The organism is Caulobacter sp. 73W (assembly GCF_041021955.1).
Lineage (GTDB): Bacteria > Pseudomonadota > Alphaproteobacteria > Caulobacterales > Caulobacteraceae > Caulobacter.
The window spans coordinates 243,672-269,931 of sequence record NZ_CP158375.1 but is presented as its reverse complement, the minus strand read 5'-3'; the positions used below and the strand labels follow the sequence as shown (position 1 = coordinate 269,931).

22 protein-coding genes are annotated in these 26,260 nt (G+C 68.5%); 7 read left to right on the top strand and 15 right to left on the bottom strand.

Annotated elements, in window-relative coordinates:
* Positions 1-19 precede the first annotated feature (19 nt).
* On the top strand, positions 20-1,183 hold the full coding sequence (gene rnd / locus ABOZ73_RS01260; protein WP_369060060.1) for a ribonuclease D: 1,164 nt from the start codon (positions 20-22) through the stop codon (positions 1,181-1,183).
* Here the strand turns inward: rnd and ABOZ73_RS01255 are convergent.
* From ABOZ73_RS01255 to ABOZ73_RS01245, 3 genes are all read right to left on the bottom strand, one after another.
* A complete protein-coding gene (locus tag ABOZ73_RS01255) occupies positions 1,180-2,685 on the bottom strand; it encodes a Ppx/GppA family phosphatase (RefSeq protein WP_369062589.1) in 1,506 nt (501 codons plus the stop codon). The two genes, rnd and ABOZ73_RS01255, sit on opposite strands and share 4 nt — an antisense overlap.
* Before the next feature lie 78 nt (positions 2,686-2,763).
* Positions 2,764-4,956 (bottom strand): RNA degradosome polyphosphate kinase, encoded by a 2,193-nt coding sequence (locus tag ABOZ73_RS01250; RefSeq protein ID WP_369060059.1) that lies wholly within the window; start codon positions 4,954-4,956, stop codon positions 2,764-2,766.
* Positions 4,957-4,998: 42 nt separating this feature from the next.
* The gene (locus ABOZ73_RS01245) at positions 4,999-5,595 is read right to left on the bottom strand and encodes a DnaA/Hda family protein (RefSeq protein WP_369060057.1); all 597 of its coding nucleotides are present in this window, start codon (positions 5,593-5,595) and stop codon (positions 4,999-5,001) included.
* A gap of 479 nt (positions 5,596-6,074) precedes the next feature.
* Between ABOZ73_RS01245 and aspS the strand changes: the two genes are divergently transcribed.
* A complete protein-coding gene (gene aspS / locus ABOZ73_RS01240; RefSeq protein ID WP_369060056.1) occupies positions 6,075-7,904 on the top strand; it encodes an aspartate--tRNA ligase in 1,830 nt (609 codons plus the stop codon).
* A gap of 75 nt (positions 7,905-7,979) precedes the next feature.
* Here aspS and ABOZ73_RS01235 read toward each other — a convergent pair whose 3' ends face one another.
* Positions 7,980-8,903 carry a pentapeptide repeat-containing protein gene (locus ABOZ73_RS01235; protein ID WP_369060054.1) on the bottom strand — a complete coding sequence of 308 codons (924 nt, stop codon included), beginning with the start codon at positions 8,901-8,903 and terminating at the stop codon, positions 7,980-7,982.
* A gap of 59 nt (positions 8,904-8,962) precedes the next feature.
* Positions 8,963-11,731 (bottom strand): ribonucleotide reductase, encoded by a 2,769-nt coding sequence (locus tag ABOZ73_RS01230; protein WP_369060052.1) that lies wholly within the window; start codon positions 11,729-11,731, stop codon positions 8,963-8,965.
* Positions 11,732-11,944: 213 nt separating this feature from the next.
* Between ABOZ73_RS01230 and ABOZ73_RS01225 the strand changes: the two genes are divergently transcribed.
* A complete protein-coding gene (locus tag ABOZ73_RS01225; protein WP_369062588.1) occupies positions 11,945-12,343 on the top strand; it encodes an NADH:ubiquinone oxidoreductase subunit NDUFA12 in 399 nt (132 codons plus the stop codon).
* Between the two features lie 5 nt (positions 12,344-12,348).
* Positions 12,349-13,005 carry a DUF2155 domain-containing protein gene (locus ABOZ73_RS01220; protein WP_369060051.1) on the top strand — a complete coding sequence of 219 codons (657 nt, stop codon included), beginning with the start codon at positions 12,349-12,351 and terminating at the stop codon, positions 13,003-13,005.
* On the opposite strand, the gene aat is transcribed toward ABOZ73_RS01220, so the two are convergent.
* From aat to ABOZ73_RS01200, 4 genes are read right to left on the bottom strand one after another with little or no spacing between them, the layout of a single operon-like run.
* A complete protein-coding gene (aat, locus tag ABOZ73_RS01215; RefSeq protein WP_369062587.1) occupies positions 12,942-13,535 on the bottom strand; it encodes a leucyl/phenylalanyl-tRNA--protein transferase in 594 nt (197 codons plus the stop codon). The two genes, ABOZ73_RS01220 and aat, sit on opposite strands and share 64 nt — an antisense overlap.
* Before the next feature lie 58 nt (positions 13,536-13,593).
* Positions 13,594-14,937 (bottom strand): acetyl-CoA carboxylase biotin carboxylase subunit, encoded by a 1,344-nt coding sequence (gene accC / locus ABOZ73_RS01210; protein ID WP_369060050.1) that lies wholly within the window; start codon positions 14,935-14,937, stop codon positions 13,594-13,596.
* A 5-nt stretch (positions 14,938-14,942) separates the two neighbouring features.
* Entirely contained in the window at positions 14,943-15,440 is a 498-nt protein-coding gene (accB, locus tag ABOZ73_RS01205) for an acetyl-CoA carboxylase biotin carboxyl carrier protein (RefSeq protein WP_369060048.1), read from the bottom strand.
* A 35-nt stretch (positions 15,441-15,475) separates the two neighbouring features.
* Entirely contained in the window at positions 15,476-15,919 is a 444-nt protein-coding gene (locus ABOZ73_RS01200) for a type II 3-dehydroquinate dehydratase (protein ID WP_369060046.1), read from the bottom strand.
* Positions 15,920-16,000: 81 nt separating this feature from the next.
* Here ABOZ73_RS01200 and thiS point away from each other — a divergent pair, with 81 nt between their 5' ends.
* Positions 16,001-16,201, top strand: coding sequence for a sulfur carrier protein ThiS (gene thiS, locus ABOZ73_RS01195; protein WP_369060044.1), 201 nt, complete (start codon positions 16,001-16,003; stop codon positions 16,199-16,201).
* 157 nt (positions 16,202-16,358) lie between these two features.
* On the opposite strand, the gene ABOZ73_RS01190 is transcribed toward thiS, so the two are convergent.
* The gene (locus ABOZ73_RS01190; RefSeq protein WP_369060043.1) at positions 16,359-16,778 is read right to left on the bottom strand and encodes a VOC family protein; all 420 of its coding nucleotides are present in this window, start codon (positions 16,776-16,778) and stop codon (positions 16,359-16,361) included.
* Positions 16,779-16,908: 130 nt separating this feature from the next.
* On the opposite strand from ABOZ73_RS01190, the gene ABOZ73_RS01185 reads away from it, so the two are divergent.
* Positions 16,909-17,316, top strand: a complete 408-nt coding sequence (locus ABOZ73_RS01185; protein WP_369060041.1) for a hypothetical protein — start codon at positions 16,909-16,911, stop codon at positions 17,314-17,316.
* A 3-nt stretch (positions 17,317-17,319) separates the two neighbouring features.
* Here ABOZ73_RS01185 and ABOZ73_RS01180 read toward each other — a convergent pair whose 3' ends face one another.
* A complete protein-coding gene (locus ABOZ73_RS01180) occupies positions 17,320-19,692 on the bottom strand; it encodes a penicillin acylase family protein (protein WP_369060040.1) in 2,373 nt (790 codons plus the stop codon).
* Between the two features lie 138 nt (positions 19,693-19,830).
* On the opposite strand from ABOZ73_RS01180, the gene ABOZ73_RS01175 reads away from it, so the two are divergent.
* Complete coding sequence (locus ABOZ73_RS01175) at positions 19,831-20,625, top strand: thiazole synthase (RefSeq protein ID WP_369060038.1); 795 nt, start codon at positions 19,831-19,833, stop codon at positions 20,623-20,625.
* On the opposite strand, the gene ABOZ73_RS01170 is transcribed toward ABOZ73_RS01175, so the two are convergent.
* The 4 genes from ABOZ73_RS01170 to ABOZ73_RS01155 form a co-directional block, all read right to left on the bottom strand.
* Positions 20,622-21,083, bottom strand: coding sequence for a nuclear transport factor 2 family protein (locus ABOZ73_RS01170; protein ID WP_369060037.1), 462 nt, complete (start codon positions 21,081-21,083; stop codon positions 20,622-20,624). The two genes, ABOZ73_RS01175 and ABOZ73_RS01170, sit on opposite strands and share 4 nt — an antisense overlap.
* A 74-nt stretch (positions 21,084-21,157) precedes the next feature.
* Positions 21,158-21,880 (bottom strand): DsbA family protein, encoded by a 723-nt coding sequence (locus tag ABOZ73_RS01165; RefSeq protein ID WP_369060036.1) that lies wholly within the window; start codon positions 21,878-21,880, stop codon positions 21,158-21,160.
* A 52-nt stretch (positions 21,881-21,932) separates the two neighbouring features.
* A complete protein-coding gene (locus tag ABOZ73_RS01160; protein WP_369060035.1) occupies positions 21,933-23,318 on the bottom strand; it encodes a M48 family metalloprotease in 1,386 nt (461 codons plus the stop codon).
* A gap of 53 nt (positions 23,319-23,371) precedes the next feature.
* The gene (locus ABOZ73_RS01155) at positions 23,372-25,972 is read right to left on the bottom strand and encodes a ribonuclease E/G (protein ID WP_369060034.1); all 2,601 of its coding nucleotides are present in this window, start codon (positions 25,970-25,972) and stop codon (positions 23,372-23,374) included.
* Positions 25,973-26,260 lie beyond the last annotated feature (288 nt).

Genomic DNA, 26,260 nt, shown 5'->3' with positions numbered 1-26,260 from the left:
GCGGGGCTATAGCGGCTCGATGCAGCCCATTACAACCACCGCCGCGCTGTCGGCGTTCTGCAATCAGATCAAAGGCCAGCCCTTCGTCGCCGTGGACACCGAGTTCATGCGTGAGACGACCTATTGGCCGAAGCTCTGCCTGATCCAGGCCGCGACGCCGACCGCCGAGGCGGTTATCGACCCGCTGGCCGAAGGGATCGACCTGACGCCGTTCCTGGACGTCCTTCGCGATGAGAGCATCCTGAAGGTGTTCCACGCGGCCCGTCAGGACGTGGAGATCTTCAACAACCTGGACGCCATGCCGCGGCCGCTGTTCGACACCCAGATCGCCGGCATGGCGGCGGGGTTCGGCGAGCAGATCGCCTATGACGCCCTGGTCCGCCAGATGCTGAAGATCGAGTTGGACAAGTCCAGCCGCTTCACCGACTGGGCCCGCCGGCCGCTGACCGAGGCGCAACTGACCTACGCCCTGGCCGACGTGACGCACCTGGCCGAGCTGTTCCCAATGCTGCGCGAGCGGCTGCAGAAGTCCGGCCGTCTGGCCTGGGTCGAGGAGGAGATGGCCGCCGTCACCGACCCGGCCGCCTACGACGTCGATCCGGAAAAGGCCTGGCGTCGCCTGAAGCCGCGCAAGACGCAGGCGAAGTACCTGGCCGTGTTTCGCGCCGTCGCCGCCTGGCGCGAGCGGACCGCCCAGACCCGGGACCAGCCGCGCGGCCGCATCCTGAAGGATGACGCCATCGACGAACTGGCCGCCCAGGCCCCGACCGACGCGGCGGGCCTGGATCGCCTGCGCGGCGTGCCCAAGGGCTTCTCCGGCTCCAAGTTTGGCCCGGACCTCCTGGCGGCGATCAAGACCGCCCTGCAGGACCCTGAAGGCTATGCTCCGGTGATCGAGCGCGGCCCGCCGCCGCCGCAAAACGCCGGCGCCGTGGTCGAGCTGCTGAAGGTGCTGCTGAAGGCGCGGGCCGAGGACGCCGGCGTGGCGTCCAAGCTGATCGCCACCGTCTCCGACCTGGACAAGATCGCCGCTGACGACGATGCGGACACTCCGGCCCTGAAGGGCTGGCGTTATGACGCGTTCGGGGCTGACGCCCTGAAGCTGAAGCGGGGCGAACTGGCTCTCGTGCTGGACGGCGCCCGGGTTCGTGTCGTCGAGGTCCGCCGGGCCCCAAAGGCCTAGCTGATCTGAAGCTTGAGGCCGAGGACCTGAGCCAGGGTCCCGGCCCGCTTCGCTGTCTGCTCGCCGAGCAGCATGTCCGCCCAGCCCTGTTCGGCGCTGAGGCGCACCGTTCCCTTATCGATGGTCAGGTGCGAGCGTCCCAGCAGGGGCGCGCTGCGGCCTGACAGGTCGCTGCCCAAGCGGATGGCGGCGCCAAGGGCGCGAGCCCGGCGGGTGCGCTCAGGCGACAGGATGCGGGCCAGGGTCTCCGGCTCGGGCGGATTGAAGGTTCCGCTGTGGCGGGCATAGGACGCCGCCGCCAGGAAGCCGCGCTCGGCGTGGTTCATGCCGGCCACCGGGGCGCGAAGAACCTGCTCGAAGACAAGGTCGGCGCGATGATCGGGATGCAGGCGCGCCCCGAGGTTGCCCAGGCGGCAGGCGGCGGCCAGCAGGACCGGATCGCGGTCGCCGAACAGCGGGGGCAGGGTGGCGAAGGCTGGGGCGACCCAGGCCTCGAGCGCCGATTCCAGCGTGTCGTCGAAGTCGTGGACACCGAGGGTGGCGCAGCCTTCGACCAGGGGATCGAGCATGCGGATCTTTGGCGGCATGGCCTCGAACAGCAGACCCTCGCGCAGGCCGAAGGCCGACAGGGCGACCGTCTGCACGTTCAGGCGCTCGATCAGCGCCTCCAGCACTACGGCGGCGTAGGGCATGGTCTCGGCGCGCTTCTTGGAGACGCCGGGAATACGCTCCAGCGATTCCTTGGACTGGCTTGCGACGAAACGGGCTGCGCCCAAGGCTTCGGCGCGGGTCATCTCGTACTGGTGGACGAGTTGCAGCGGATAGCCGCTCATCCGCATGTGCATCAAAGCCAGGTTGCGCCAGGCGCCGCCGACGGCGTGGAAGTCCGTGGTACGGAAGCGCTTGGTCACCGGCGCCAGGACGGCGTCGACCGCCTTGCGGACGCGGCCGTAGTCGAAGCTCTGGGTCAGGCCCAGCGAGAACGGGCCCAGCGGCAGGGAGACGGCGTCGCCGGCCCCGGTGGCTCCCAGGCGGGTCAGTTCCAGGCTGGCGCCGCCCAGATCGCCGACAGCGCCCTGGGACGTCGGGTCGCCGGCCAGGACGCCGAGGGCGGCGTAGCGGCCTTCCTCCTCGCCCGAGAGCAAGCGGACGGTGAAGTCGGCCTCGGCCTTGATGCGGCGCAGGAAGTCAGGGCCGTCGGTGGCGTCGCGGACGGCGGCGGTGGCGGCCACGAAGGTCTGGGCGGGCTTCACGGCGTCCAGGACGGCCCGGAAGCGGCGGATGGCGGCCAGGGCGGCGGCGGAGCCTTCGGGCGACAGCTTGCCGGTTACGGCAAGGTCGCGGCCCAGGCCGGCCAGGACCTTTTCGTTGAAGATGGTCCAGATCGCCCGGCCTTCCAGCCGGTACAGCACCAGGCGGACGGAGTTGGAGCCGATGTCGATGACGGCCGCATCCTGAGGCGCGGCCTCGGACGTCGCCGAATGGCGCGCCGCGGGCGTCAGCCAGTTGTCCCGAAAGCCGCGGGTCGTCAGCACAAATTGCTCCTGGCGTCGCCGGGGAGGGCGATCCTTGAGACGCGTTTAGCCGCGCGGGCCCACGTGGTCAAAGGCTCGCGGCATGTCCTTCACACGCGCCCCCCGGCCGGACAGGCTGGGGTTGGTCATGAAGTAATCATGAGCGGAGAAGGCGCCCTTGTGGTTCCAGGCCGGATCACGGGCGTATTCGCCCTCGGCGTCGAGGCGCCAGGACTGAGCCTCGTCGTTGAGGTTGGCGACCATGATCTGGTTGAGGACCTGCTGGTGGACGGTCGGATTCTCGATCGGCACCAGGCTTTCGACCCGGCGGTCGAGGTTGCGCTGCATCCAGTCGGCCGAGGAGATGAAGACGCGGGTGTGGGCGCTGGGCATCGGATGGCCGTCGGCGAAGGCGACGACGCGCGAGTGCTCCAGGAACCGGCCGACGATGCTCTTGACCCGGATGTTCTCGGACAGGCCCTTGATGCCTGGGCGCAGGCAGCAGATGCCGCGGATGACCAGGTCGATCTCCACGCCCGACTGGCTGGCCGCGTAGAGGGCGTCGATGACCGTGGAGTCCACCAGGCTGTTGAGCTTGGCCCAGATGGCGGCGGGCTTGCCGGCGCGGGCGTTCTCCGCCTCGCGGGCGATCATGCCCAGCAGATCGTCCTTGAGGGTGATCGGCGAGAAGGACAGCTTCTCCAGCCGTTCGGGCCGGGCGTAGCCTGTGATGAAATTGAACAGCAGCCCCGCGTCCCGGGCCATGGCCGGATCGGTCGTGAACAGCGACAGGTCGGTGTAAACCTTGGCCGTCTGCGGGTGATAGTTGCCCGTGCCGAAGTGGCAGTAGGTGCGCAGCTGGTCGCCCTCGCGGCGGACCACGACGCTGACCTTGGCGTGGGTCTTGTACTCCACGAAGCCGAAGACGACGTGGACGCCGGCGCGCTCCAGGTCCTTGGCCCATTTCAGGTTCGCTTCCTCGTCGAAGCGGGCCTTGATCTCGACCACGGCGGTGACGGACTTGCCGTTGTCGGCCGCCTCGATCAGGGCGGCGATGATCGGGCTGTCGGCGCTGGTCCGGTACAGGGTCTGCTTGATCGCCAGGACGTTGGGGTCGCGGGCGGCCTGTTTAAGGAACTGGACCACCACGTCGAAGCTTTCGAACGGGTGGTGGACCAGGATGTCCTTCTCGCGGATGGCGGCGAAGCAATCGCCGCCGTGGTCGCGGATCCGCTCGGGGAAGCGGGCCTGGAAGGGCGGGAATTTCAACTCCGGCCGGTGCGACGGGATCAGCTGGGTCATCTGGGCCAGGCCCAGCTTGCCGTCGACCAGAACCACATCCTGCGGCTCGGCGCGCAGGCCCTCGATGATGAAGTCGCGCAGGTCCTGCGGCATTGCCGTCTGCAGCTTGGCGCGGACGACCGAGCCCAGGCGGCGCTTCTTCAGGCGCGCCTCGAACTCGCGCACCAGATCTTCGGCTTCTTCCTCGATTTCCACGTCGCTGTCGCGGATCAGGCGGAACAGGCCGCGGCCCTCGACCTCGTAACCGGGGAAGATGTGGTCGAGGAACAGGATGATCAGGGATTCGAGGGCGATGATCCGGCGTTCGCTCTTGCGCGAGCGGCTGGACTGCTCGGTCAGTTGCCAGAAGCGCTCGACCTGGGCCGGGACGGGCACCAGGGCGTAAAGCGACTTGCCGTCGCCAACGCGCTTGAGCTTGAGCGCCAGGCAGAAACCCAGGTTCGGGATAAAGGGGAACGGGTGGGCCGGGTCGATGGCCAGGGGCGTCAGCACTGGGAAGATGCGCGAGAGGAAGATTTCCTCGGCCTTGGCGTGGTCGCGGGGCGTCACGTCCTTGGCGTCGAGCAGGGTCAGGTTCTCGGACGCCAATTCGGCGCGGATCTGGCTCCAGATCGCCTGCTGGTCAGCCATCAGTTCAGCGGCCGATTCGTTGATGGCCGAAAGCTGCTCGGCGGCGGTCAGGCCGTCCTGGCTGACCGCGCGCACGGCTTCGCGGACCTGGCCCTTCAGGCCGGCCACGCGGACCATGTAGAATTCGTCGAGGTTGCCCGCCGAGATCGCTAGGAAGCGCAGGCGCTCCAGCAGGGGGTGGCGGGGGTTCTGGCTCTCCTCAAGCACCCGGCGGTTGAAGGCCAGCCAGGACAGTTCGCGGTTGATGAAGCGGTCCGGCGACCCCAGCAAGGCCTCGTCGAGCGCCTGCTGGGGCTCGGTCGGGGCAGTCTGGATCACATCGGTCATGTCACGCTCTCAAGGGCTTCAATCGCCTGTCGTCGAAGCCATTCACTCGAAAAGTTCTAAGTTTTCCGTGTCGTTTTCAAGAATTTGCCGCGCGAGGACGCGAGAAATCGCCTTTTGCTCGGCGTCGGCCGCCTCATCCAGCTTCTTGACGATCTCCAAGGCCTGGGGGACCGAGCGCTCCATGCGGCGCAGCAGGTAGGGGTAGACGTCCTCGGCCGGGCGAATGTTGCGCTCCCTGAAGAATTTCCGCAGCACGCCTTCGAGGACGATGTCGTCCGGCTCCTCGATCTCCGCTACCGGCATGGCGTTGAGGCGCGAGCGCAGGTCGGGCAGGCGGGCCGCCCATTCCATCGGCGGAGTGCGCGAGGTGAGCAGCAGCGAACCGCCGTGCTGGGCCGCCATGTTGATCAGGTGAAACATCGCCTCGTCGGTCACCCAGCTGTCGGCGTTCTCCAGCAGGACGGGACGGCCGGGCAGGGAGGCCAGGTCCGCCGGCTCCTTGCGGGTGGGGGCGACGGCGTCGACGCGGGCGGCCCATTCGCGGGCCAGATGGCTTTTGCCCACGCCGGCGGGGCCGATCAGGGCGAGGCAACCGCCGTGCCAGGAAGGCCAGGAGTTCGAGCGCGCGCAAAGCTTCACTGTTGGTGGGAGACGTCACGAAGTCTTCCCGCGCAAAGGAGGGAGGCCTCTTAAGCTTCAGTCTTAGTTGCCGAGCCAAACGCGCTGACGTCCAAGTCGTTAATTACGTTCTGACCTTAACGGGACTTCTGTGGCAGGTCGATGTCCTCCCTGCGACGGGGTGTGGAGGACTTCGCCAAGTTGTGGACGAGCAGGCGGCTTCTGAGAGCGGTTCGCAGGGCGGGTTTTGTCTTGAGAGGCGGGGGCTGGCTGGGTGGAGGGGAGGTATTGGGGCGGTGTTGCGTGCTTCGACGGGTCGCTTCGCTCCCGCTCAGCATGACGAAGGTGGGTGTTCGCTGGCGTCGTCATCCTGAACCTGTCGATGGATGCTAGGCGCTTCCGCCATTCTCGGCGCCCCCGAAACCTTGACATCACCGGCCTGTCATGCGCCCTTCCGCGGCTCGCAAATCAGCGCCTTCTTGAAGATTCCGACGCCCCTCATGCACGCCTATCGCTCTCATACCTGCGGCCAGCTCCGCGCCTCCGACACCGGCGCCCAGGTGCGCCTGTCCGGCTGGATCCATCGCAAGCGCGACCACGGCGGTCTGGTCTTCATCGACCTGCGCGACCACTACGGCCTGACCCAGCTGGTGCTGCACCCGGAAACCCCGGGCTTCGACGTGGTCGAGCGCCTGCGCACCGAAAGCGTGCTGAAGATCGACGGCGAAGTGATCGCCCGCTCGGCCGAGACGGTGAACGCCGGCCTGCCGACCGGCGAGGTCGAGGTTCGGGTGAAGGCGGTCGAGGTGCTGTCGGAAGCCGCCGAGCTGCCGCTGCCGGTGTTTGGCGAGCCGGATTATCCGGAAGAGATCCGCCTGAAGCACCGCTATCTCGACCTGCGCCGCGAGACGCTGCACAAGAACATCGTGCTGCGTAGCCGTGTGATCCAGTCGATCCGCAACCGCATGTTCGCGCAGGGCTTCAACGAGTTCCAGACGCCGATCCTGACCGCCTCGTCGCCGGAAGGCGCGCGCGACTTCCTGGTGCCGTCGCGCCTGCATCCCGAGAAGTTCTACGCGCTGCCGCAGGCGCCCCAGCAGTTCAAGCAGCTGCTGATGGTCTCGGGCTTCGACCGCTATTTCCAGATCGCCCCGTGCTTCCGCGACGAAGACCTGCGCGCCGACCGTTCGCTGGAATTCTACCAGCTCGACGTCGAGATGAGCTTCGTCACCCAGGAAGACGTGTTCGCGGCCATCGAGCCGGTGATGCACGGCGTCTTCGAGGAATTCTCGAACGGCAAGCCGGTTTCGCCGATCTCGGGCTCGCACACCTTCACCAACGACTTCGGCCAATCGTTCGAGCACAAGGGCTTCGAGCGCCTGACCTACGCCCAGTCGATGGCCTGGTACGGCAGCGACAAGCCGGACCTGCGCAACCCGATCAAGATGCAGGACGTCTCGGCGCACTTCCGTGACGGCGGCTTCGGCCTGTTCGCCAAGATCCTGGGCGCGGACGAGAAGAACCAGGTGTGGGCGATCCCCGCGCCGACGGGCGGCAGCCGCGCGTTCTGCGACCGCATGAACAGCTGGGCGCAGGGCGAAGGCCAACCGGGCCTGGGCTATGTGTTCTGGTCGGAAGACCAGGGCGGCTGGGGCGGTCCGATCGCCAAGAACCTGGGCGAGCCGACGCAAGCCCTGATGGAATCGCTGGGCCTCGGCTCGGGCGACGCGGCCTTCTTCGTGGCCGGCGACCCGGCCGTGTTCGCCAAGTTCGCGGGCCTGGCCCGTACCCGTGTCGGAACGGAGCTGAAGCTGGTCGACGAGAACCAGTTCAAGTTCTGCTGGATCGTCGACTTCCCGATGTTCGAGTGGAACGAGGAAGAGAAGCGCGTCGACTTCTCGCACAACCCGTTCTCGATGCCGCAGGGCGGTCTGGAGGCCCTGGAGACCCAGGACCCGCTGACCATCCGCGCCTATCAGTACGACATCGTCTGCAACGGCTACGAGCTGTGCTCGGGCGCGATCCGGAACCACAAGCCGGAGATCATGCTCAAGGCCTTCGCCACCGCCGGCTACGGCGCCGAAGTGGTCGAGGAGCAGTTCGGCGGCATGCTGAACGCCTTCCGTTATGGCGCGCCGCCGCACGGCGGTCTGGCTCCGGGCATCGACCGGATCGTCATGCTGCTGGCCGAGCAGGTCGCCATCCGCGAGGTCATCGCCTTCCCGCTGAACCAGCAGGGCCAGGACCTGCTGATGAACGCCCCGGCCGAGGTGCAGGAGCGTCAGCTGAAGGAGCTGCATATCCGCACGGCCCCGCCGATCAAGGCCTGATCGGCGACAGCCTGAAACAAGAAACCCTCCGGCTTGCGGGCCGGAGGGTTTTTCTTTGGGCGCAAAGCTTGGGGATCAGTTGCGCGGCGGCTTGGGCGGAGCCGGCGGCCGCGGAGCGGCGCGGACCATGGCGGCGGCGTTGGCCCGGGCCTCGGCGGCGGCGGCCATGGCTTCGGCCTTGATGCGGCCCGCCTCCGCGGCGTCGATGACGATCCGGCGATGACGGGTGCAGCCGCGGGCGCTGAGACCGGAGGGTAGGCGAGTGCTGCCGTTCGCGCAGGCTTCGTCGAGCTGGTCCTGGGTCAGCCCCTTTGCCCGCGACAGGTCGGCGCCGTGGAGCGAGACGCCGCTGAGGTCGGCGTTCTGGAAGCTGGCGCCGCGGAAGTCGCCGCCGTTGAAGACCGCGCCGGTCAGGTCGGCGTTGCGGAAATCGGCATTGGAGAAGTCGCCGCCACTGAGGTTGGAGCCGTTCATTTCGGCATTGCGGAAGTCGGCCCGGCTGGCGTTGGTCTTGACCAGGACCACGCCGTGCAGCTCGCCGTGGCGCAGGTCGGCTTCAGACAGCTCGGCGTTGGTGAAGTTGACGCCCCGCAGCTCGGCGCTGCGCAGATCGACGCGGCGCAGGCTGGCGCTGACGAAGTTGGAGCCGGTAGCCTCGATGCCTTCCATCTGGGCGCCGGACAGCTCGGCGGACTGGAAGTTGGCGCCCATGATGTAGGCCCCGCGCATGTCGGCGCGCGACAGGTCGGCGCTGGCGAAGTTGGAGCCGACGATCTTGGCGCCGCGCATGTCGGCGCCAACCATCTTGGCGCTCTGGAAGTTGGCCCCGTTGATGCGGGCGTTGAGCAGCTTCTTGCCGGACAGATCACATCCGCTGCACGACCCGCTGAGCGAGATCATGCGGGCCACGTCCTTTTCCCCATTCGGCGCAAGGGCGTGCGCGTTCCCGCTCGCGGCGAGCAGGATCAGGGCGGAGAGGGCGAAGGCGGTACGCGACATTACATACGCTCCAGCAGCGGTTACGGTCCCATTTGGTCCCGCCCCTGCTGCGGCGCCACTTAATTCGAGTTAATGGCCCCGCCGTCGGATCGTCCGGCCTGTGCGCCGCAGGTGTCGCAGACGGCCATTCCGCCCCGCTGGACCACGGCCTGATCACCGCATGAGGCGCACATGGAAGCGGAAACCCCCGCCGTAGTAGGGCTTTCAGCCTTGCGGCCGCCGAAGGGCAGCAAGACCAAGTTGTCTGGTGCCGCGCCGCGGGAGAAGCCCTTGGAGATGAATTTGGAGGCCGGCTGCGGCGTTTCGTCCTCGCCCCCCTCCGGCGCGTTCTTGCCGACGCCCAGGCCGTCGGCGTTGAACTCCGACGGGTCGGCGTTGGCCAGGTCGTCGCGGTCCAGATAGGACACGCCGAGCTCGCGGAAGATGTAGTCGAGTATCGAGGTGGCCGAGCGGATCGAGTCGTTGCCGGTCACCGGGCCGGCCGGCTCGAACCGGGTGTAGACGAAGGCCTCGACGAACTCGTCCAGGGGCACGCCGTGCTGCAGGCCGATGGAGACTGCGATGGCGAAGTTGTTCATCAGCGACCGGAAGGCGGCGCCTTCCTTGTGCATGTCGATGAAAATCTCGCCCAATTCGCCGTCGTCGTACTCGCCGGTGTGGATGTAGACCTTGTGGCCGCCGACGGCCGCCTTTTGGATGTAGCCCTTGCGGCGGTCGGGCAGCTTGCGACGGGAGCGGTCGCGCTCGACGATCTTCTCGACGATCCGCTCGCGGACCTCCGGGGCGGCCTCCAGGCGTCGGCGAGGCGCTTCCTCGATCTCGGGCAGGTCGAGGGCGAAGCTGGCCGGGGCGGCGGCGCGGGTCAGGCGCAGGGCGCGGAGCCCGGCGCGGGCGGCGGCGGCCTGCAGGCGCGCGGCCTCGGTCGGGGTGTCGGCGAAATCCAGCTCCAGCGCGAAGACGGCGGGCGTGCAGACAAAGGCCTCGATCGCCTGCGTCATGGCCAGACGGGCGGGCAGGGCGATCTCCGTCGGCTCCGCGAACACCGACTGGGCCTTCTCGCCCAGGAACGGGGCGTCGGACAGGCGGCGGGCGCCCAGGGCGTGGGCCTCGGCGGCGGCGATCTCGGCGGCGGTGAAGCCGGCGAAGGCCAGGGTGTCGAAATCCGGGTCCATGACCGCATCGCCGTCGGCGCCGAGGACGTCGCAAACGAAGCCGGCCTCGATGACAGCCGGGGCGAAGGCGGCGCGCAGGGAGCCGGCCAGCGGCAGGATCGCTTCGGCGGCGGCGACCTCGTGGGCGGTGAAGCCCTTGGCCTCCAGCGCGGCATGGTCGATGGCCGGAGCCTCGCGCAGGTCGCCGACGCCCAGGGCGTGGGCGCGCAGGTCATCCTTGAGGCCCAGGGTGGCCGCGCCATTGAGGGCGGCGTCGGACAGGACGGGGACAATCTCGCCGTCGGCGGTCTCGGACACCGTCATGGCGCCGGTCCAGGGCGCGGCGCCCAGGGGTGCGCCGAGGCGCAGGGCCAGGTCGGCGTCGTCGAACAGGGCGCTGACTGACGCGTGGGCCAGCTTTTCCGGGTGATCGGCGGCGGTGCTGAATAGCGTGCCGGCGCGGGCGGCGATGTCGCCCTTCAGCTTGCGGGCGGCCTGGGCGCGCTTGCGCAAGGTCGCGGCCACGGCGGCGCGGTCGTCCTCGCTCACCGGGGCGGCGCCGAGTTCGGCGGAGGCGTGGAAGGCTTCGGCCGCGAGCAGGGCATAGACGGCGGCGGCGGCCTTGCGGCCTTCATCGGCGCCATAGGGCAGGCCGAGGCCGACGATGTAATCGCCCAAGCCGGCCAAGGTCAGGTCGATGCGGCTGGCGCTCAAACCGGCGGCGGCGCGCTCAATCTCGAGGGCCGCCGTGAACAGGCGGACCACATGGGAGAAGCCGTCGAGGTCGAAGCCGGCCTCGGTCGTGAAGCCGCGGACGTCGATCGCGGCGCGGGGTGCGGTGGCGGTGAGGGCGGCGGCGTCGAGAGGATCAAAGGCCAGGGTCAGGCGGCCCGTCTCCCAGCCCGTCTGGGCGGCGCGGCGGGCGGCGGGTTCGGCGGCCTCGACCGCCTTGCGGCTGGCGAAGACGAACAGGCGCGACGGAGCGGCCAGGGCGGGGGAAGCCAGGGCGACGGTCGCCGCGCCGGTTCGGGCCAGCAGGATGGCGTCGGCGATCTGGGCGTCGTCGGCGCCGGCTTCCCGCGCGGCTCGAGCGGCCCGGGCCAGGGCGGTGTTGCGGCGCGGATCGGCGCAGGCGGCGGCGTCGCCTTCGCAGCGGATCACGGCGTCCGAGACGGCGGCCAGGCGGCCGGCCAGATGCTGGGCGGCGCGCTCGGCGCAGGCGGCGGCGCGGACATCGGCCACGTGACGGCCGGCGGCGGCGGTGAATTCCAGGTCGTCGAGGGCGACGGTCTCGCTACGCGGCGCGGCGGAGAGCGCGGCGGGGGCTACGAGGCCCAGCGCCAGGGCGGCGAACAGCTCCTCGCGGAAGACCTGCGCGTCGGCGGCCTTGGCGAACAGGCCTTGGGCCAGGCCGTGGGCGGCGAGGCGGCGGGCGTAGCGGTCGGGGCCGCCGGCCAGCAGGGCGCCGGCGGGAGATTCGGCGATCAGGGCCTTGGGCGTGTCGGCCTTGGGCAGGTCGTGGGGAAGCTGGGCGGCCCAGTCGATCCAGGCCTGCACGCGGGCGTCGGACCAGCTCTTGGGAGCCAGGATTCCCGCGAGGGCGTCCGCGGTCTCGACCGTGCGAAGCTCGACCTCCGCTGCACGACCGTTGGCCGAAAGACGCTTTACGAACCGCATGAAGCGACTCTCCCATTCACCATGCCGGCGAAAGGCTAGTGTCCGGCTGCGCCGCGATCAATAGATGTTGGGGTTTGCGGCGGCTTATCCCCAAGATGTTGGATTGGCCGACGTGCTGGACGCTGCGGCACGCCCCGCCTATATTCCGCGCGCGTCCGCCGCCCGGCGGATGTTACGCCCCTGTTTTCGGAAGCGACCGTCCGCGTGCTGAACCTGCTGAAATCGATCTTCACTTGGTGGAACCAAGGCACTGTCGGCCTGCGCTTCACCGTCAGCCGCCTGGGCCGCCTGGTCGGCACGGACGAGTACGGCAACCGCTACTTCGAAGCCCGCGACGATCGCGAGAGCTATGACAAGGGCCGCAAGCGCCGCTGGGTGATCTTCCGCGGCTATGCCGACGCCTCGAAGGTGCCGGCCGAATGGCACGGCTGGCTGCACTACACCCTGGACGAGGTCCCGACCGCCCAGCCGCTGCCGCGCAAGGAATGGGAAAAGGATCACCTGCCCAACCTGACCGGCACCGTCCACGCCTGGCGCCCGAAGGGCTCCATCGCGCGCGGCGGCGAGCGGCAGGCCGCGACCGGCGACTATCAGGCCTGGTCGCCGGAGTAAGGCGCTTGAAGCCCGCGCGGATCATCGTCGGCGGCGCGGTGTTGCTGTCGGCCGCCGCCGCAAGCTTGGCTGTCGCTCAGCAGAACCAACCCCGCAACGCCCAGCCGGCCGCCCCACCGGCGGCCCAGGTCGCCCCGCCGGCCGCCACGGCTCCGGCCCCGCCGCCCGCGTCGGAAGCGCCGCCGCCAATCGCCGTGGTGCCGCTGCCGCCCGCGCCGGCCGCCGAGCCGGCCGTGGTCACCCCCGCGCCCGCCGAGCCGGTCGTTGAAAAGCCCGCCATCGCTCCCAAGCCCGATGAGCCGCTGAAGCGCGGCCGCTCTGGCGTGGCGATCATGCAGGCGCTGGACAAGATCACCGCCGAGACGATGCGCTTCGAAGCGCCGATCGGTCAGCCGATCCGCTACAAGAACCTGATCTTCACTGTGCGCGCATGCGAGACCAGCGCGCCGGACGAGGCCACGCCTGACGCCGCCGCATATGTACAGGTAGTGTCGCAGAGCCGCGACGATCATGGCCGCCCCGTCGGAGCGATCCGCAACGTGTTCCGGGGTTGGATGTACGCGTCCTCGCCGGGCGTGCGCCCGCTGGAGCATCCGGTCTATGACGCCTGGCTGATCGCCTGCAAGGCCTCGGCCGCGCCCGCCGCGGCCGGGAAGCGGTAGAAGTCGGCGTCCACCGCCAGGGCGGCTTCCAGCCGCCGGCGATACTTGTCCCGGGGGACTTCCATTGTCCCGAACCGCGCCAGGTGGTCGGTGAGGAACTGCGTGTCCAGCAGGACGAAACCGCCGGCGATCAGACGCGCGACGAGGTGGACCAGGGCCACCTTGCTGGCGTCCGTGGCGCGGCTGAACATGCTTTCGCCGAAGAACGCGCCGCCCAGAGAGACTCCGTAGAGGCCGCCCACCAGTTCGCCGTCACGCCAGCATTCGACGCTGTGGGCGAGGCCCTGCAGGTACAGCTCGCGGTACATCATCTGGATCGGATGGTTGATCCAGGTCTCCGGCCGGTCCGGCCGCGCCTCGGCGCAGGCCTCGACCACGGCGTCGAAGGCGGTGTCGATGCGGATGGTGAAGGGCTCGCCGCGCAGGGTGCGGGCGAGACGGCGCGGGACGTGGAAGCGCTCGAAGGGCAGGACCCCCCGGCGCTCCGGATCAATGAGGAAGACGCGGTCATCGTCGCGGGCGTCCGCCATGGGGAAGATGCCCCGACGATAACAGTCGATCAGGTCCTCGACCGTGAACGCGTCCACGTCAGGCCTGCGCTTTGATCCAGTTTTCCAGCCAGTGGATGTTGTAGTCGCCGTCGAGGATGTCCTGCTGGTTCAGCAGGTCCTGGAACAGCGGCGTCGTGGTCTCGATGCCGCCGACGACCACCTCGCCCAGGCAGCGCTTCAGGCGGGCGATGCACTCGGCGCGGTCGCGGCCGTGAACGATCAGCTTGCCGATCAGGCTGTCATAGTAGGGCGGGATCGAATAGCCGGCGTAGATCGCGCTATCCAGGCGCACGCCCAGGCCGCCGGGGGCGTGGAAGTCCGTCACCGTGCCCGGGGAGGGGGTGAAGGTCCGCGCGTTCTCGGCGTTGATGCGGCACTCGATGGCGTGGCCTTCGAAGACGACGTCTTCCTGGGTGAAGGACAGAGGCAGGCCGGCGGCGATGCGGATCTGCTCGCGCACCAGGTCGATGCCGGTGATGGCTTCGGTGACCGGGTGTTCGACCTGCAGGCGGGTGTTCATCTCGATGAAGAAGAACTCGCCGTCTTCGTACAGGAACTCGATGGTGCCGACGCCGAGGTAGCCGATGGCGCGCACGGCGTCGACCACGACCTTGCCGATCTTGGCGCGGGCGGCGGCGTCGATGACCGGCGACGGGGCTTCTTCCAGCACCTTCTGGTGGCGGCGCTGCAGGGAGCAGTCGCGTTCACCCAGGTGCACCACGTTGCCGTGGCTGTCGGCGATGACCTGAAGCTCGATGTGGCGCGGCTTCTGGAGGTAGCGCTCCATATAGACCGTGCCGTCGCCGAAGGCCGCGGCGGCCTCGGCCTGGGCGGTGGCGACAGCCTCGCCCAGGGACTCGCGGTCCAGGGCGACCTTCATGCCGCGTCCGCCGCCGCCGGAGGCGGCCTTGATCAGCACGGGGAAGCCGATGTGCTCGGCGGCCGCCAGGGCCTCTTCAACGGTGGCGACGCCGCCGTCGGAGCCCGGAACGACCGGGATGCCGGCGTCCTTCACCGTCTGCTTGGCGGTGATCTTGTCGCCCATGACCCGGATATGCTCGGGCTTGGGGCCGATGAAGGTGAAGCCGTGCGCGCCAACGATCTCGGCGAAGCGGGCGTTCTCGGACAGGAAGCCATAGCCCGGGTGGATCGCCTGGGCGCCGGTGATTTCGGCGGCCGCGATGATCGACGGGATGTTCAGGTAGCTTTTCGCCGCCGGAGCCGGGCCGATGCAGACGCTTTCGTCAGCTAGGCGCACCCACATGGAGTTGCGGTCGGCCTCGGAATGGACCGCCACGGTGGCGATGCCCATTTCCTTGCAGGCGCGGTGGACCCGCAGGGCGATCTCGCCGCGGTTCGCGATAAGGATCTTGTCGAACATGACCGCTACTCGATGACGACGAGCGGCTCGCCGAACTCGACGGGCTGGGCGTCGCCCACCAGGATCTCGACCACCGTGCCGCCCTTGGGGGCCGGGATCGGGTTCATGGTCTTCATGGCTTCGACGATCAGCAGGGTCTGACCGGCGGCGACCTTGTCGCCAACCTTGATGAAGTTGTCGGCGCCCGGCTGCGGGGCCAGGTAGGCGGTGCCGACCATCGGCGACTTCACGGCGTCGCCGCGGGCGGCGGCCGGAGCGGCCTCAGCGGCGGGGGCGGCGGCGACAGCCGGAGCGGCGGTCGGGGCCGGCGCGGCGACCGGAGCAGGCGCGGCGGCGTAGGCGACCGGGGCGGCGGCGACGGTCGTCACCTCACGGGCGACGCGGATGCGCAGTTCGCCTTGTTCGACCTCGATCTCGGTCAGACCGGTGTCGGACAGGATGTCGGCCAGTTTGCGCACCAGACGCGCGTCGATGGAATCCGCTGGGGCCTTGGGCGTGGACATTTTGGAATTAGACCTTGTTCTGTTGGCCGTGCGGGTCAGGCGGCGCCGACGAGGCCGGCCGCGGCCGCTATAGCCAGTTCATAACTCGCCGCGCCGAAGCCGGAAACGACTCCCGTCGCCGCGAGCGAAACGTAGGTGTGACGGCGAAAATCCTCTCGCGCCGCCGGATTGGAAAGATGGCACTCGACAATGGGTATAGCCAAAGTCTTGAGCGCGTCGAGGAGGGCCACGGAAGTGTGACCATAACCGGCCGGGTTCAGCACCAGGGCGCAGCCCTGGGTGCGGGCTTCCTGGACCCAGTCGATCAGTTCGCCTTCATGGTTGGTTTGACGGAAAACGACGCTCAGCCCCTTGGCTCCGGCGGCGGCTTCGCAGCGCGCGCGCACGTCGTCCAGGGTGTCTTTCCCATAAATCTCCGGCTCGCGCTGGCCCAGCAGGTTGAGATTGGGCCCGCTCAGCACATAGATCGGTTTGGACATTCGGCCCCGCGGTCAATTCCGCCGTCTTGTATCCCCCGAAAGACGGGGTCACAAGCTTTGCGGCTCAAACGAGGCGATCCGATGCAGTTGATGATCAATGGCGAACAGCGTGCGGTGGAAGACGTGAAGGACGTGGCGTCCCTCGTGGTCTCGCTCGGACTGGACGTGCGCAAGGTCGCCGTGGAGCGGAATCTGGAGATCGTGCCCCGCTCGATCTATGCCGACACGCCGCTGATGGACGGGGATCGGATAGAGATCGTCCACTTCATTGGGGGCGGGTGAGGCTTCTTCTCCTGCCCCGCTTGCGGGGGAGGGGGACCGCCCGAAGGGTGGTGGAGGGGGCGCTAGCTGCGATTCAGGAGGAGCGCCCCTTCCGTCACGACGCTGCGCGCCGCGCCACCTCCCCCGTACGCTTCGCTACGGGGCAGGAAAAAAGATTCTAAGCCGCCTGGTTCATGCTCCAGGTGACTCCGAACGGGTCCTTCAACTCGCCGTAGGTGTCGCCCCAGAACATGACCTGCGGCTCGAGCTTCGCCTCCGCCCCGGCGTCGACAGCGCGTTTGAACCAGGTTGCGATGTCGGTGACAGGCAGCATCAGGGTGAGGCCCTGCATAGGAACGAAGGGATGGCCGTGCTCGGGATAGGCGTCGGACAGCATCACCGAGCTTCGGTTTATGTACATATGGATATGCATGGTCTTGCCGTTCTCGTCCGGCGGATACTGGGCGGCGATCACACCGCCGAAGGCCTTTTCATAGAAGGCGGCGGCCTTGCCGGCGCCATCCACGCATAGATAGGCGACGACGCCGCCTTTGACTTCTACGGGCTCCAGGGTCTGGGCTTGGGCTGCATCAGGCATCGGGCGTCTCCTGTTGTTCGACACCCTGAGGACGCTCGGGGCGAACTCGGCCCGACAGGGGGCGCGAGATTTTTGTGGACGCCGACCGCCAGAAGTTTAGGTCGTCGCCAGAGCACCGCGGAGCATGACCATGATCGACGACGCTGAAGAGCCCCTGTTCGAAGAGGGCGGCTATGACGTCGAGGACTGGAAGCGGCTGAAACCGTTCGTCGGCGCCGTCGCGACCTTGGAGGACGTGCAGGCCAAGCGCGCCATCTTCGCCCTGGACGACACCGAGAACGGCCGGCCCATCGACATGGTCCTGCCGCAGCCGGTGATCTGGTGGGGCGACGACGGCGAGGAGGCCGCCGTGGCCGTCCAGGCCGAGGCGCACGAGACCGAGGACGGCGAGACCATGGAGGTTCTCGGCCTGGTGACCCCCGACGGCGGCGGCGCGGTCGCCCTGCTGGAGGATGTCGACCTGGTGGACGACAGCGATCCGGTCTGGCGCGAACTGGTCACCGCCGCCATTGGCGAGGAGGACGGCGAAGAGGGCTGAGCACTACTTCGCCGGCGTCAGCCTGATCACCGTCTCAGCGTCCGCCTCGACCGCCTTGCGGGTGTAGCGCAGGGGGACGTATTCGCCGGCCGCCCACAGGGGGAACAGGTCGCGGTAGTGCGGATTGAACGGGTCGCCGGACTGGCCGGGCGAGTTGATCGCCATGGAATTGTCCCAGCCGCCCACGTCGATCACCAGCCGCACCGTGGCTCCGGCGGTCAGGCGGAAATCACTGAAGCGATAGCCGGCGGCGTGCGGGGTGGAGCCTGAGCCGGGGACCGCCAGCGGGCCGACGCTCATCTGTTCGGCGGTCTGCTTGTCGGCCAGCACGGCGGCGGCGGGCTCGAAGCGGGCGAGATGCAGGCGGCCCCAGCGCCAGCTGTTCATGTCGGAGCCCAAGCGCGCGGTCAGCTCCTCCAGGGCCGGCGCCAGGCTTTTCAGCAGGATCGGCGCGCGCTCGGCGGCGGGCATTTCCTCCAGGGTGGACAGGATCGCGTGTTGGGTGGGGATGCCCATGGCCGTCCTGGCCTCTGGCGCAAGGGCCTCGATCAGGGCGGGGGCCATGTGCTTGACCGCCCAGACCTCGGCGATGGCGGCGGGGACGCTGTCTACCGCCATGTCGGCGTTCCAGCCGCGCATCAGGTCGATGGCCTTCTGGGTGCGGGCGTCGGGCGAGGAGATGCCGGCCAGCAGCGCCGTCAGGCGGCGGGAATTCACGCTGATGCTGTCGCCCTGCAGGGCCATAGAGTCGGCCAGGGTGCTTTTGCTCTTGGCGGACAGCACCTCGGTGATGCGGTCGATGCGTGATCGGTCGCCATATTCGAAGGCGAGGCGGCGCTCCTCGTTCGGATAGTCGGCCGGGATGTTCATCTCGTTGGCGGTGGCGAAGAAGCCGGCCTTGGGGTTCTTGACCCAAGGCAGGGCGCCGGCCGGCTGGAAGCCGCCCCATTCATAGCGCCCGTCGCCCGGCACGGGCAGCAGACCGTCCCAGTTGCTGCGAACAGGCGTCAGACCCGAGGCGGCCCAGCCGGTCGTGCCGCCGGTGTCGGCGTAGATCAGGTTCAGGGACGGCGCGCCCCAGTGATGGCTGGCCTTTTCGAAATCGCTCCAGCCCTTGGCTCCCCACAGCCAGGACGAGGCGAAGTAGCCGGACATGCCCGGCTCGTTCCACACGGTGCGCAGGGCGAAGGCGCGGTTCTTGGCGGCGTCGGCGTGCAACAAGGGGCCGTGGCGGGTGAAGCGCAGCTCGACCTCGCGCGGGGCCTGGCCCTTCACCTCGATGGTCTCGCGGACCACCTTCATCGCTTCCCAGCCGCCCTTGTAGCGATAGCGGTCGCCGTCCGTTTGGTAGGCGTAGAGGTCTTCCTGGTCGATGGCGAAGATGGTCAGGCCGAAGGCGGCCTTGCCGTTGTGGCCGAAGGAGATGCCGGGAGCCGACGGTTCGCCCGAGCCGATCATCGACAGGCCCGGCGCCTCCACATGGGCGATGTAGCGCAGGGAGGGCGCGCCGACCGCGCGGTGCGGGTCGTTGGCCAGTATGGGACGGCCGCTGGCGGTGCGCGAGCCGGCGATGACCCAGTTGTTGGAGCCCTCGGCGGTGATGCGGTCGGCGGTTTCGGCAAAGTCCAGGGGCGCGGCGGCGACCTTGGTCTTCATGGGATCGAAGCTGACCATGGCCGTGCCCAGCAGGTAGTCCTTCAGCACGTCGGCCGGGACGTCGCAGGGACTCAGGCCCTCGGGGCGGATCAGCTCGTGCGCCGGCTCCAGGCGGCGGCGCAGCCGCTCGGCCTTGTCCCCGCCGGCGCAAAGGGTGCGGGCGCGGGCCAGTTCCTGCACGGCGTTGGAGACCAGGGCGTGGCTGCGGATGCGCAGGACATCCTCGGCGGTCCAGGTCTCTGGCTGGCTGGCGGTGAGGCCGAACTCCAGCGGCATGGGTTTCGTCCCCGCGCGGACCTCGGCGACATAGGCGTTGATGCCGGCGGCGAAGGCCTCGACCGCCGTCTTGGCGTCGGGGCCGTAGGCGGCCCATTCGGCGGCCATGTCGCCGCGATAGAGGAAGAGGCGGGCGGCGCGGTCCTGTTCGACATAGGACGGGCCGAAGCTGGCGGACAGGCGGCCCAGGCCGCGCTTGCGCCACAGGTCGATCTGCCAGAGCCGGTCGCGGGCGGCGTTCCAACCTTGCAGGAAGAAGGCGTCGCGGGTGTTGGCGGCGTAGATATGGGGGATGCCCCAGCGATCGACGATCAGTTCCGCCGGCTGGGAAAGACCCGCGACGCTGGCGGTTTCCTGACGGACGGCGCTGGAAATCTCGGCGCAGGCCTGACCCGCGATAGCGGCGAAGACGGCGGCCATGGCCGTCGCTGTGGTGAAGCGCATGTTGTTCCCCCTGGGTCTTTTCTATCAAGACGCAGGCCAACCGATATCCCGCCCGGCGTCGAGTCGAAGCGGACAGATTGCTGGATTCCTTTGATCTGGGCGGTTGTCCTGCCCGGCAGGGGGAGTAGAAACCCGGTCATGAACGCTCACACCTCCGCCGCCCAAGCCGACACCTGGACCGTCGCCGGTCGCACCTTCAACTCGCGCCTGATCGTGGGGACGGGGAAGTACAAGGACTACGCCACCAACGCCGCCGCCGCGCGCGCGGCCGGGGCGGAGATCGTCACCGTGGCGGTGCGCCGGGTGAACCTGACTGATCCGAACCAGCCGATGCTGGTCGACTATGTGAAGCCGGACGAGTTCACCTACCTGCCGAACACGGCGGGCTGCTTCACCGGCGAGGACGCGGTGCGGACCCTGCGCCTGGCGCGGGAGGCTGGCGGCTGGGATCTGGTGAAGCTGGAGGTGCTGTCGAACACGCCGCACCTGCTGCCCGACATGGAGGAGACCCTGCGGGCGCTGAAGCTGCTGATCGGCGACGGCTTCCAGGTGATGGTCTACTGCTCGGACGATCCGGTCTACGCCAAGAAGCTGGAGGACGCGGGCGCGGCGGCGATCATGCCGGCGGCGGCGCCGATCGGTTCCGGCCGAGGCATCCAGAACGTCCTGAACCTGGGCCTGATCATCGAGCAGAGCACGGTGCCGGTCCTGGTGGACGCCGGCGTCGGCACGGCGTCGGACGCCGTGGTGGCCATGGAGCTGGGTTGCGACGCAGTGCTGATGAACACCGCCATCGCCGAGGCCAAGGACCCGATCCGCATGGCCAACGCCATGAAGCACGGCGTGATCGCTGGCCGTGACGCCTATCTGGCGGGCCGGATGGGCAAGCGCATGTACGCCGACCCATCCTCGCCGCTGTCTGGCCTGATCTAGTTGGCGGGAGCCGCCTGGCGCGGCTTCATGTGCCATAAGGCGTTGACGATGACCCAGCGGTCGCCGAAGCGGCCGAGGTGGAAGTAGTCGATGAACCACGGCGTCTCGACGCGGGCCATGGCGATGTTGGCGTCGACCTCGACCACGCGCACCTGACGGTCCCACTTGTCCTTCGGCGTCTTGAGCGCGCCGTCGGCGGTGAGGGAGACCAGCTCGTCCTTGGTCATCCGGCGCAGGGCCAGGGTCTCGTCCCGGTCGGCGGTCTTGACCATGCGCTTGGCCAGATCCGGATGCAGGGCGCGGGCGACGCGGGCCGGATCACCCTCCAGCTGGCCGTCGACATAGTCGTAGGCCACGGCCTCGATCGCCTTGACGGTTTCAGGGGCGACCTGCTGCGGCGGGGCGGCGAGGGCGAGCGTCGGCGCCGCGAGGGCGACGGCGAGGATGGTCTTGAACATGCGGGATCCCGAAGTGAACGCTGGTCGGTGACTACACCGGCGGCTGGGACCCCGCAGCTTAAAGTTCCGACAGGTCAGCCGGCCTTGGTCTTGGCCTCGGCGATCGCCTTCTTCAGGCCCTCGATATCGGCGCCGCGCACGACCGTGTCGCCGACGAAGAAGGCCGGGGTGCCATCCACGCCGAGGGCGACGGCCAGGTCGTGGATGTCCTTGAGTTGCTGGGTGACGGCGGCGTTCTGGCCGTCCAGCTTGGCCTTCTCCACATTGATGCCGGCTTCCTTCAGCAGGCGATCGACGCCGGCGGCGTCCAGGGATTTCTCGGCCATGAAGCGGCCGTGGGCGTCCAGGTACTTGCCCTGGGCCTTGGCGCCGAGCGCCGCGCGGGCGGCGGTCTCGGACGCGGCGCCGAAGATCACGAACTCCTTGAAGACGAAGCGGACGTCCGGGTTTTCCTTGATCAGCTGAACCACGGCCGGCGTCGCCACCTTGCAGAAGCTGCAGCGGTAGTCGAAGAATTCGACGACCGTGACCTTGCCGTCCGGATTGGCCACGAAGTCGCGAGGATCACGCTCGAGCGCCTGGCGATGCTGGGCCAGGGCGCCCTTCACCTTCTCGTTGGCGGCGGCCTGCTGGTTCTGCTCCAGCTTCTGGCTCATCTCGATGAGGATCTCGGGATGCTCCAGCAGGTAGGCGCGGACCTTCTCGCCAAAGGCCTTGTCGGCCTTGGGCTCGCCGCAGGCGGAGACGCCCAGCGCGAGGGCGGAGGTGAGGACGGCGGCGAACACGGTGCGGCGCAAGGCAGATTCTCCCTGATGTCCCGCCCGGTCTAAACGGCGGGAACGGCCAAGCCTAGCCCTCGCGGGCGATGCGCTTGAGGTCGTCGTCAGACGGCTTGGAGGCCAGGACGATGTCGGTGGCGCGGCGCCAGTCGATGGTGTCCTTGCTCAGGTTCTCGCGTGCGCGCATGGCGAATACCCGCGCCTCCTGCAGGGCGCCCAGGGAGAAGTAGTACTCGGCGGTGGCCAAGCGGGCTTTGCCCGGCTCCTTCTGGGTGTCGTAGGCCTGGCCCAGCAAACGCCAGGCGGTGGAGTTCTGCGGATCCTCGACCAAGGAGCGCTTCAGCTCGGCGATGCCTTCGTCGATCTTCTTGGGATCGGGCATGTTGATCAGGGTCTGGCCCAGATTGGTGCGCAGCAGGGGCGCGTCCGGCTTCAGGGCCACGGACCTGCGCTGGGGCTCCTCGGCCTCGGCGGTGCGGGCGAATTCGAACAGGATCTGGCCCTTGAGCTCCCACAGGTACGGATTGTTCGGCTGCTCGGCCAGCAGGGCGTCGACCAGGCGCAGGGCCCGGTCCGGCTCCTTGATCTGGTAGTAGGCGATCGCACGAGCGTAGCGGGCTGGATAGGAGGCGTCGGTCTCCTTGTAGCGGACCAGGGACATCTGCGGATTGATGAACCCGTCCAGCTTGGCCTTCATGATCTCGTGCTTGGCCACGTCGTCGGGGCTGTCGACGGCGTCGTAGTGCGACAGTTTTTCCACGCGGCCGCGCAGGGCCTCGATCCGGTCCGACGACAAGGGGTGGCTTCGGAAATAGGCGAAGCGCCGGCTTTCGTCGAAGACCTCCTGGTAGCGGAAGTTGTCGAAGAACTCGACGAGACCGCGACCGGACTGGCCGGTCTTCTCCAGCAGGGTGGCGCCGGCCTGATCGGCGCGGCTTTCCTGCTCGCGGCTGTAGCCGAGGGCGCCGAGGGTGCCGAAGTAGCTGGCGTTGCCGGCCAGGATGGCGCCCGCGTCAGGCGCGCCGGCCAAGGCGGCCAGGACACCCAGACCCATGGTCAGCAGCATGGGCTTGAGGCCCGCGCGCTGCATCTCGCCGCGACGGAAGGAGTGGCCGCCCTGGAGGTGGCCGATTTCGTGGGCGATGACGCCGCGCAGCTGGTTGGGGTTCTCGGACTGCAGGATCAGGCCGGTATAGACGCCCATGACGCCCGGGCCGGCGAAGGCCTGAAGGTCCTTGCCGCCCACCAGCAGGATTTCGACGCTGTTGGGGTCCATCCCGGCCGCAGCGAACAGCGGCTTGGAATCCTCCAGCAGGATTTCCTCGATCTCGGTGTCGCGGATCAGCGACACGCCCTGTTGAGCGCTGGCGGCGGCCGGAAGGATCGATCCGACCGCGACCACGGCGGCGAGCGCCAGGCTCAGAAGGCGTCGGGCGGGTCGCAGACGCGAGGTCATCCAAGAAACTCCAGACCGCGCCCCCGCGCCCGCACCAACTTAAGCACGCCTGCCTAGCGGCGCCACCAGCCGCGACGCGCCTTGGCCGGCGCAGCGCCGCTGATCTCGTTCGGATCGGGCTCTGCCGGGGCGGCTTCGGGCTCCGGTTCGGCCGGAGCTACGACGATGGGCTCGGGCGCGGCCGCGACGACCGGTTCCGGGGCCGGAGCCGCTTCGGCTTCAGCTTCGGCGGTCTCTGCTTCCGGTTCGGCCTTCTTGCGCGAGCGGGTGCGGCGCGGCTTCTTCGGGGCTTCGTCCTTGGCCGGCAGTTCGACCCAGACGTCCTCGACCGGAGCCGATTCGATCACCGGAGCGGCTTCGACCTCGGCGACGGCCTCGACAGGAGCCGCCTCGACGGCTTCGACGGCGGCAGCGCCGCGACGGCCGCGACCACGACGGGCCGGCTTGGCGGCCTTTTCCTCGGCAGGAGCTGCGACGGCCTCGACCGGCGCGGCTTCAGCAACGGCGGCCTGCGGTTCGCGGGCCGGACGCGGAGCGGCGTCGTTGGCCGGGCGCGGCTGCGAGCCGTCGAGATCGGCTACGTCGTGCCAGACGAACGGATCGTCGCCGAACGGGACGCGCGGACGGGTCCAGGTGAAGCTGTCGGCCGGACGCGAGTTGTCGCGCATGCGGCGACCGCCGCGACGACCGCGACGTCGGCGACGGCGCGGGCCGTCCTCGTCATCGCCCTCGTCGCCATCGGCGTCGAAGTCTTCTTCATCGCCAGCCGGGGCGGCGGCCTGTTCCGGACGCTCTTCGTCGCGGCGACCGCCACGACGACGGCGGCGACGGCCGCGACCATTGCGGCCTTCGGATTCCTCGCGGCGGGGGCGGGCTTCGGAGGACTCTTCTTCGTCCTCATCCTCGCTCTCGTCGACGATCTCCTCGTCGTCCTCTTCCTCCTCTTCCTCGGCGACGAAGTCGTCCTCGGGTTCAGGAGCGGAGAGGGCGGGGATGCCGTAGTCGGGGATCGGGCGGGGTGCGGCTTCGCCGTTGCGCTGGATCTCGAAATCGCCCGAGTGCATCAGCTCGTCGATCACCACGACCACGAACAGGCCGTGGCGCTGGTGCAGGCCGGCCAGATAGGCGCGCTTCTCGTTGAGGATGTAGAGGCCGACCGCGCGGCTGACCTTCAGGATCACCTCCCCGCCGCCGCGCAGGGCTTCCATCTCGATGCCGCGCAGAGCGGTGAGAGAGGAGGACTCCACCGTGCGGACGCGGCCGGCGCCTTCGCAGTGCTCGCAGACGTGGGTGGTGGCTTCCAGCACGCCCGAGCGGCGACGCTGGCGGCTGATCTCCATCAGGCCGAAGGCGCTGATCTTGCCCATCTGGACCCGTGCGCGGTCGTCCTTCAGGCAGTCCTTCAGCTTCTTCTCGACGGCGCGGTTGTTCTTGCCCTCGTCCATGTCGATGAAGTCGATCACGACGAGACCGGCGAGGTCGCGCAGGCGCATCTGGCGGGCGGCCTCCTCGGCCGCTTCCAGGTTGGTCTTCAGGGCCGTCGCCTCGATGTTGCGCTCACGGGTGGAGCGGCCCGAGTTGACGTCCACGGCCACCAGGGCCTCGGTCTGGTTGATCACCAGGTAGCCGCCGGAACGCAGCGGCACGACCGGCGAGTAGATCTGCGACAGGTGGTCCTCGACCTTGTGCGCCACATAGAGCGGGGTCGGTTCGCGCCACTGCTGGATCTTCTTGGCCTGCGACGGCATCAGCATGCGCATGAAGTCGCGGGCTTCGCGGAAGCCGGCCTCGCCCTCGACCCAGATCCCGTCGAGATCCTTGTCGTACAGGTCGCGGATGGCGCGTTTGACGAGGTCTTCCTCCTCGTAGATCAGCGCCGGGGCGACCGAGCTCATGGTCGTCTCGCGGATGTTCTCCCACAGACGCATCAGGTACTCGTAGTCGCGCTTGATCTCGAGCTTGGTGCGCTTGGCGCCCGCGGTGCGGACGATCAGGCCCATGCCCTGCGGGACATCGAGGCCCTGGACGACGGTCTTCAGGCGCTTGCGGTCGGTGGCCGTGGTGATCTTGCGGCTGATGCCGCCGCCACGCGCCGTATTGGGCATCAGGACGCCGTAGCGGCCGGCCAGGGACAGATAGGTGGTCAGGGCCGCGCCCTTGTTGCCACGCTCTTCCTTGACGACCTGGACCAGCATGATCTGCCGGCGACGGATCACTTCCTGGATCTTGTAGCGCTTCATCAAGCGACGGCGACGGCGCTCGACTTCTTCTTCCATGTCGTCGTCATCATGATCGGAGACGGCGCGCACGATCGGCTCGCCATCCTCGTCCAGTTGCGGCGTGGCCGAGTGATGATGATCGTCATCTTCCTCGGCGACCTCGCGCATCAGCGCTTCGCGGTCGGCGACGGGGATCTGGTAGTAATCCGGGTGGATTTCGTTGAAGGCCAGGAAGCCGTGACGGTTGCCGCCGTATTCGACGAACGCCGCCTGGAGGCTGGGCTCCACGCGGGTGACCTTGGCTAGATAGATGTTCCCGCGAAGCTGCTTGCGGGTCTGGCTTTCGAAATCAAACTCTTCGACGCGAGTTCCATCCACGACCACCACACGCGTCTCTTCGGCGTGAGCGGCGTCGATCAACATTTTCTTCGACATTAAGGCGATCTCCACGGCGCGCGGCAGGCATGCAGCCCGGGCGCCGGCTTGTGATGAGGGCGCGCGCGACGACGCTGCTCGCGCCGCCGAAGCGGATCTGGCGAGCGGCGTTAAGCCGAATGCGGGCGTGTGCGACGCAGCCCATGGGTTCAATTCCCTGACGCGCCGGTTAGGCGCGGATCGGATGACGCGTCGATGCCGATAGTGACGGCTCTGACCCGACGCGGGCCGGGGTGCGATATCGCGCGTCGTCAAAGGCGCAGCGAACGCGCGCGTACTTTTGCAACA